Annotated in this window: 3 protein-coding genes; 2 read left to right on the top strand and 1 reads right to left on the bottom strand. The window is 52.1% G+C overall.

What is annotated here, in order from left to right; all coding sequences use genetic code 11:
• Positions 1 to 218 (top strand): hypothetical protein (locus NSCA4_RS15905; protein WP_255265256.1); only part of this gene is annotated, 218 nt, incomplete at its 5' end.
• A gap of 173 nt (positions 219 to 391) precedes the next feature.
• Here the strand turns inward: NSCA4_RS15905 and NSCA4_RS0101645 are convergent.
• Positions 392 to 640 carry a BolA family protein gene (locus NSCA4_RS0101645; RefSeq protein WP_029609441.1) on the bottom strand — a complete coding sequence of 83 codons (249 nt, stop codon included), beginning with the start codon at positions 638 to 640 and terminating at the stop codon, positions 392 to 394.
• A gap of 568 nt (positions 641 to 1,208) precedes the next feature.
• Here NSCA4_RS0101645 and NSCA4_RS0101650 point away from each other — a divergent pair.
• The coding region (locus NSCA4_RS0101650) for an ESPR-type extended signal peptide-containing protein (protein WP_016686525.1) at positions 1,209 to 7,954 on the top strand (6,746 nt) is incomplete at its 3' end.

Raw genomic sequence — 7,954 nt, forward strand, 5'->3', positions numbered from 1 at the left:
CATTTTCAGACGACCTTTCCGTCAAATGGACACAAATTCAAAATAAACCAACCCGTAGCGTAGGCTTCGCCTACGATCTCCCGCCCGAACGTCCGAATCCAATCATCTCTGTTTATTCGTGGGTAGAACCCACGCTACGGGCGGCTGAATTTTTGATACAGCATCATCCGCCGTCATTCCCGCGCAGGCGGGAATTCATCGAAAATTTTAAGAAATAAATATTTGAAAACCAGTTTCCAAAATTCAAAAATGGATTCCCGCCTACGCGGGAATGACGACATGAGTATTTCTGATTTGAGCTGACGCATTCAGTATTAGAAGCAATAAATCAAAAGGTCGTCTGAAAACCTAATTCTGGTTTCAGACGACCTTCTCTTGCCTGCCGTACGGCTTATTGCTGCTTCGCCGCCCATTCCGCAGGGGTGGCGGCAACGGAAATCGACAGCGCGTGCAATTCGTTGCTGGCCAATTGCGCCTTCAGGCCGTCTTTAATCAGGCGGTGGCGGGCGAGGCGGGCTTTGCCTTCAAACTCGGAAGAGACGATGACGGCGAAGAAGTGATGCCCGTCGCCTTCAACTTCGACGTGTTCGCAAGCGGCAACGCCTTCAATCAGCGATTTGACTTGTTCTGGGGTAAGCATTTGTATTCCTTGTTTCAAAAACATTGCGGTATTATACAGAATAATGCCGTCAAACATCGCCAACTTGCTGAGGATGTATCTGAAACATTATTCATTAATATTAAATCAACATGAGATTTGCAGAGGTCGTCTGAAACATTTTCAGACGACCCTTTGCTTTTTTTAGGATGTCGCATACTTAAAAATATTATTTTTTAGTATGGATGAATTTGGATAAAAGGTTTTTGGCATATAAATTGCTTTTCAATAAAAGATAAAGTTTCGCTTTAATTGCAAATTAAAGTTAAGAAAATAGCAGTTATCAAAGATAAGCGGATACATAAATAGCTAAAAGGTCATGAAATCAGGTTTTAGAGATTATTATCTTAGGTATAGATAAATTCTGAAATTTGTTTGAAAGTGACAATATGCGTCATATCCGTTGAATGATTTTTGCAATCGAAATATCGGTATCGAATACGGTGTTTTCATTTTCAGTGATTGGTCCGGAATTTTAAAAAGCAGGTACTTCCGAAAACCAATAATATATTAAACTTATTTGTTTAACATTTTAAAACAGAGAGACAGTATGAATAAAATCTATCGTGTCGTATGGAACGAAACCACACAGACGTGGAACGCGGTGGCGGAATTCGCCAAAGCGCATGGGAAAACGGCTTCATCAGGTATAGGCGGCATCGTTGCCTCCGCAGGCGTGCGCTTTGCGTTTACCGCCATTATGTCCGGCCTGCTGCTTGCAAGCGGTCAAGTCATGGCGGCAGAAAATAACGGACAAACCCTTGCCAACGGCAAAACCGTCGCTGAGGCTGTCGAAGGTACCGACTACAACACCTGCTATTTCGATACTACCAGCTACAACGTGGTCTGCGGCGACGATAGTACAAAAGCCTTGGATGTCATACCGGGAGACACGCCCAAACAAGGCAAGTCCGTCGTGATGGGACAAGGGGCATCTTCCAAAGGAGAAACCAATGTCGTTATCGGTGCCAATTCTTCCACTGCAGGTCCGAGTGATGATCCGTCCCGTGCAACCGGTGCGATTGCCATCGGTGCGGCAGCAAGTGCCAATCATAACCAATCTATCGCTATGGGTCAGGCGGCATCGGCAAAAGGTGAGGCTGATGTCAGTATCGGAAAATTGGCAGGAGATACTGTTTCTTCCGACGGGCGCAATATCTCCATTGGAGAGAGCGCGCTCAAAGGCGGTTTGAAGGTAAACAATGTTATCGCTATCGGTTCGGCGGCAGGCGTTGATACCAACAGCAGCCATTCTGTCTATATCGGTACCGGTGCGACAGGTTCAGAGCCTAAAAACATTTCCATCGGGTACTTGGCCAAAACCAAAAGCGGCAGTATCGCAGTCGGTGACAGCTCGAATGCGCAGGGTAGTTCGTCCGTTGCGATCGGTACCAGCTCCGTTGTAACCGATATCGCAGGCAACGGTGTTGCAATCGGTTTTAACTCAACTACTTCGGGATTGAGTGCCGTCGCCATCGGCGGGTCGAGTGCTGCCGGTAGAGGTGCCAAAGCATCAGGTCCTGCCAGCCTTGCAATAATGGGTACTGCCGTCGCTTCCGCGCAGCGGGCGATTGCTGTGGGTGAGTTGGCTGCAGGTTCGGGAGCTTACGGTGTTGCCATCGGCGGTAAAGCGAATGCGCAGGGCACGTCCTCTATCGCGATTGGCGGCGGTCAGGGTGCGGATAAAGGGGCGACTGCGGTCGGTCATTACTCAACAGCCATCGGCTATGGAGCCAAAGCAGGCAATTCGGATGCCATCGCCATCGGTTCGGCCGCAAATGCCGTCATGAAAGACACTACTGCCGTCGGTAAAAACAGCACGGCAAACGGCCTGCGCGCCACAGCCTTAGGCGTGGACAGCAATGCAGGTGCTGAAAACGCCTTGGCTGCCGGTCCGCAAACCATTGCTTCTGCCAAAGGCGCGATTGCCGTCGGTTTTGCCACTCAGGCAACCGGTATGAGCAGCGTTGCAGTCGGTAAAGAAGCGACTGCCACTGCAGAAACTTCTACTTCGCTCGGTCAAAACAGCAAAGCCACCGCCAACAACGCCGTCGCCATCGGTAACAAAGCCGTAGCGGCAGGTACAGGCAATATCGTGGTGGGTACAAACGCGGGCGTATACGACGATGCCGTTTCCGCAGGACGCAAGGTCGGTGCGGACACGGTCTATATCGGCGCAGACAGCGGCCGTAATGCCTACACCAACGAACGCCAAATTTCCATCGGTAAAGGCACGGGCAACAACGCCACCGGCGTAGACAACATCGCCCTTGGTCTGAGTTCCGGCGCATTTGTGTCCGGTGCGAACAACGTTGCCATCGGCAAAGAAGCAGGTATGGGAACGGATGCCCAAAAATTGGCCGTTACCTCCACCGTCGCTATCGGTGAAGCTGCAAAAGGCAGCTTCAACAATACCGTTGCCGTCGGTAAAACCGCATTGGCGGAAAAAGAATCTGCAGTTGCCGTCGGTATGCTTTCCAAAGCCAGCGGCGACAATTCCGTGGCCATCGGTAAGACCGCCAATGCCAGCGCACACGAAACTGTTGCCATCGGTCATGAGACCGTTGCCGGAGCCGTTTCCTCCGTCGCCGTCGGTCAGCGTGCCAACGCATCGGGCAGTGAGGCGGTTGCATTGGGTATCGATTCCAATGCCTCAGGCCGTTTTGCCGTAGCCATCGGTAATATGGCGAAGGTAACCGACAGCAAGCTCAACGGCGTCGCCATCGGCAGCAATGCTGTTGCGTCTGAAGACTATGCGATGGCAATCGGTCTGGATACTCAAGCTACGGGCAACAGCTCGATTGCCTTCGGTAATACTGCCAAAGCACTCGCTGCAGAAGCTGTTGCATTTGGTCATTCTGCCAATGCCGCGGAAGGCAATACTGTTGCCTTGGGTGTATCCGCAACTTCGGCGAAAGCAGGTGCCGTGACATTGGGTGCATATACCAAAGCCGATGCCGTCAAAGGACTCGCTTTGGGTTACGAATCCCATGCCGTTAATGAAAATGATGTTGCATTGGGCGGCGGCAGTCTGACCGAAGCACACCACAACGGCGACTACACGCTTAATGGCAACTACACCGCTGCCGGTACAAGCTCTTACGGTACGGTTTCCGTCGGTAAAGTCGATGCAGCCACCCCTGCCAACAACTTCACCCGTCAAATCCAAAACGTCTCCGCGGGTGTTATCAGTGCAACCAGTACCGATGCAATTAACGGCAGCCAGCTTTATGCGACCAATTCTTACCTGCTCAACTTGGGTAACAACGTCAAAGACGCCTTGGGCGGCAGTACCCAAATTGACGATGCAGGCAATTTGACCCTGAATAACTTGGGCGGTACGGGCAAAGCCAATGTTCACGACGCTTTGGAAGCGATGAACACCAAAATCAATCAATTGGGCGGCGGCAATTCCAGCCATTTTTACAGCGTTCAGACGACCTCTGATACCCGTGGCAACTACAACAATGACGGCGCAACCGGACGAGATGCATTGGCAGCAGGCGCGGATGCCCAAGCTGCCGGCGAATTTGCCGTAGCCGTCGGTACAGGCGCGCAGGCGGTAATTTCCAACTCTATCGCCATCGGTAAAAACGCCACTGTAAACGAAGACACGGCATCCGATGCGAGTGTCAACGGTTTGACTAAAGGTGAAGGTTCCGTCGCTATTGGTGCAAACACCAAAGCCAGCGGCACCAATGCTACCGCCGTCGGCCAATCATCCAATGCTTACGGTCAAAACTCCTTTGCAGGCGGTCAGTCTTCCAAAGCATTGGGTAAATCCAGCGTAGCGGTCGGCGATGGCGCGCAGGCCACCAAAGATTCTGCTTCCGCGCTCGGTTCATACAGCCAAGCCACAGCCTCGGGTGCGACTGCATTAGGTTTCAATTCCCATGCAACTGGCTTTGCTGCTGTTGCGGCAGGTCGTAACAGCAAAGCTTCTTCCAGTAATGCCTTGGCATTGGGTAATGAAGCAGAGGCGCAAGGAGAGGATACCATCGCCATCGGCAACAAAGCCCAAGCCACGCAAAACCGTGCCGTTGCTTTCGGTAAAAATGCCCAAGCCACCGCAGGCGATACATTTGCCTTCGGCGATGCGGCAAAAGCCTCTGCAAGCAACGCTATTGCCTTCGGTAAAAAAGCCAATGCCGCTCATGCAGACTCCATCGCATTGGGTGTCAATTCCGCAACTGAAGCAGCCGTTCCGACGACCTCTGCCACCGTTGGCGATTTGGCCTTCGGCAACTTCGCAGGTAACGCACCTTCATCCACACTCAGTATCGGTACGGCAGGCAAAGAGCGTACGATTACCAACGTCGCCGCAGGCCGCATCAGCGACAGCAGCACCGACGCCATCAACGGCAGCCAACTTTATGCGACTCAAAACGTCATGAACAACATCGGTAAGAGCGCAGTCGGCGTATTGGGTGGAAACGCAGCCATTGCGAATGACGGCACCATCACGATGACTAACATCGGCGGTACGGGTGAGCGCAATATTCATGATGCGATTGCTTCTATCCACAATGCTTCCTACAAGTCGTTCAAGCTGAATACGGCTAAAACCAACAATACCAATGGTGTTGCTGAAAACTATTCTTTGGAAGAAATTACCAATGGTGCGACCATTACGCTGGAAGCAGGTCAAAATATCCGTTTGAGCCAAAATAAAGGTGCAGTCAGCATCAATACAGTTGATGCCCCGACTTTTGCCGGCAAGATTACTGCAAATGGCGGCTTGGATATGGCAAACAACAAGATTATCAATGTTGCCAAAGGTAGTGATCCGTCTGATGCAGTGAATTTTGAGCAGTTATCGGATGCAATTAAAAACGTCAGTGTAACTACATTGACTACGGTTAGTAATTCAACACCGTTCTCTTATGTTGGTTCCAACGGCAAAATGTTGAGACGAGAAGTAGCCATTGATCCAGATACGCAAACACGCACCGTTAAGTTTGTCGATGTAGAGGATAACACTGACTATACAGGCAATGACGTAACCATTGCCGCATTGAATCCGACCGACCCCCAAACTTCGACTCCGACTACTATAGGTAACGTTAAAGATGGTCAGAAGCAAAACGATGCGGTAAACGTATCGCAACTGGACAAAGTTGCCAAAGCACTTGGCACAAAGGTTAATCCTGCTGACGGCACTATTACTGCACCGGATTACACAGTCATTTCCGGCAATCCGGATAGTAGCAGCGTAGCGACTTACCATACTGTCGGAGAAGCATTAGGTGCGTTAAGCGATGCAGTCCGCACACCGCTGACGTTTGCCGCTGATGCCGGTACTCCCTCAACTCGACGTTTGGGTAGCACTGTTACCGTTAAAGGCGGCGAGGCAGATGAAGCTAAACTGTCTGCTAACAACATCGGCGTGGTTTCAGACGACGCTACCGGCACGCTCAACATCAAACTAGCGAAAGAGTTGAAAGGTCTGACTTCGTCTGAATTCGTCGACGCAGCAGGCGGCAAAACCACCGTTTCTGCAGACGGTGTGACCGTCGGTACAGCGGCAAACCCTGTCAAACTGACGGCCGAAGGTCTGTCTAACGGCGGTAAGAAAGCAACCGACATCGCAGCCGGTGTGAGCAATACCGACGCCGTCAACGTCAGCCAGCTCACTCCGTTGGCAACCGCATTGGGTGCAACCGTCAATCCGACTACCGGCGCGGTTGAAGCACCGAATCTGGTGGTAACCAAAGCCGACGGCACGCAGGCTGCCCCTGTCAACACCGTACAAGGCGCGTTGGACAACATCGGTACCGAGCTGCAAAAAGGCCTGACCTTTGCCGCCGACAACGGCACAACCGGTGCGAAGAAACTGGGTGACAGCCTTAAGATCAAGGGCGATAACAACATCGTAACCAGTGCCGATGAAAACGGCATCGGGTTCTCTCTTGCCGATACCGTCAAAATCGGACAAGACAGTGGCAAACCTGTCAGCATCGACGGCGTAAACGGCACAGTCAGCGGTTTGAGCAACAAAGCCTTGGGCGGTGCGGATTTCGCTACCAAAGGTCAAGCTGCGACTGAAGAGCAGTTGAACGCAGCCCAAGCCAACCTGGCGAAAATTCTCGGCGGTAACGCGGCCAACAACAATGGCAACGTCACCTTCACCGACATTGGCGGTACAGGCAAAGCCAATGTTCACGACGCGATTGCCGCGGTGAAAGAAACTGCTGAAAAAGGTTGGAACCTGAACGCCAACGACGAAACCTCGTCTGAAAAAATTGCCGCAGGCGACACTGTAACCTTCAAAGAAGGCAAAAACATCAAAGTCAGCCGCGACGGTAAGAACATCACCGTAGCGACTTCAGACGACGTCTCCTTCAACAAAGTCACTGTCGGCGACAGCGTACTGTCCGACAACGGACTGACTGTGGGCAATGGTACGGCAGGCAACCCTGTCAGCCTGACCAAAGACGGTCTGAACAACGGCGGCAATAAAATCTCCAACGTCGCCGCAGGCGAGGCAGATAACGATGCCGTCAACGTTGCCCAGTTGAAAGCCAATTCAGGTCGTGTGGAAAGCGGCAACGACAACATCGTCGTTGAAACCGACAAAACAGGAGGTTCCAGCGTTTACAAAGTTTCTACTGCCAAAAACCTGAAGGCTGACAGCCTGACTGCGGGCGAGACTGTTGTGAACAACAGCGGCGTAACCGTTGGCGACAAAGTAGCGCTGAGCAAAGACGGTTTGAAAGCAGGCGATGTGAACGTTACTGCTGACGGCATCGACGCTGGCAGCAAAGCCATCAGCAACGTAGCCAAAGGTGTAAAAGCCACCGACGCCGTAAACGTTGCCCAGTTGAAAGAACAACTCGCCGCAACCGAAAAAACCACTACCGTCGCAGCCGGTAAGAACGTGACCGTCAGCGAAAAAGTGGACGGCAACAACACCGAGTACACCGTCAACGCCGACAAGACCACCCTCAGCCAAGCGGCTAATGGTGCGGTTAAAGTCAGCGAAGGTGCGAAAGACGCCGACGGTGTCACCGATTACGCTTTGGATCTGACTGACGAAGCCAAAGCCGACATCGCCAAAGGCGTAGCGGCGAAAGACGCGGTGGACAACAAAGGTCTGACCTTTGCCGCCGACAACGGCACGACCGGTGCGAAGAAACTGGGTGACAGCCTGAGCGTCAAAGGCGACGGCAACATCCTGACCCGTGCCGACGAAAACGGCATCGGCTTCTCGCTGGCCGACAAGATTACCGTCGGCAAAGCAGGCAAAGGCAACAAACCGCTCGTGATCGACGGTACCGCCGGTCTGATTTCCGGTCT

Source organism: Neisseria sicca 4320, from assembly GCF_000193735.1.
Lineage (GTDB): Bacteria > Pseudomonadota > Gammaproteobacteria > Burkholderiales > Neisseriaceae > Neisseria > Neisseria sicca_E.

What these genes read in the sequence shown, in the direction of transcription:
- NSCA4_RS0101645 (WP_029609441.1), bottom strand. Translation starts at nt 640, where the DNA reads ATGCTTACCCCAGAACAAGTCAAATCGCTGATTGAAGGCGTTGCCGCT.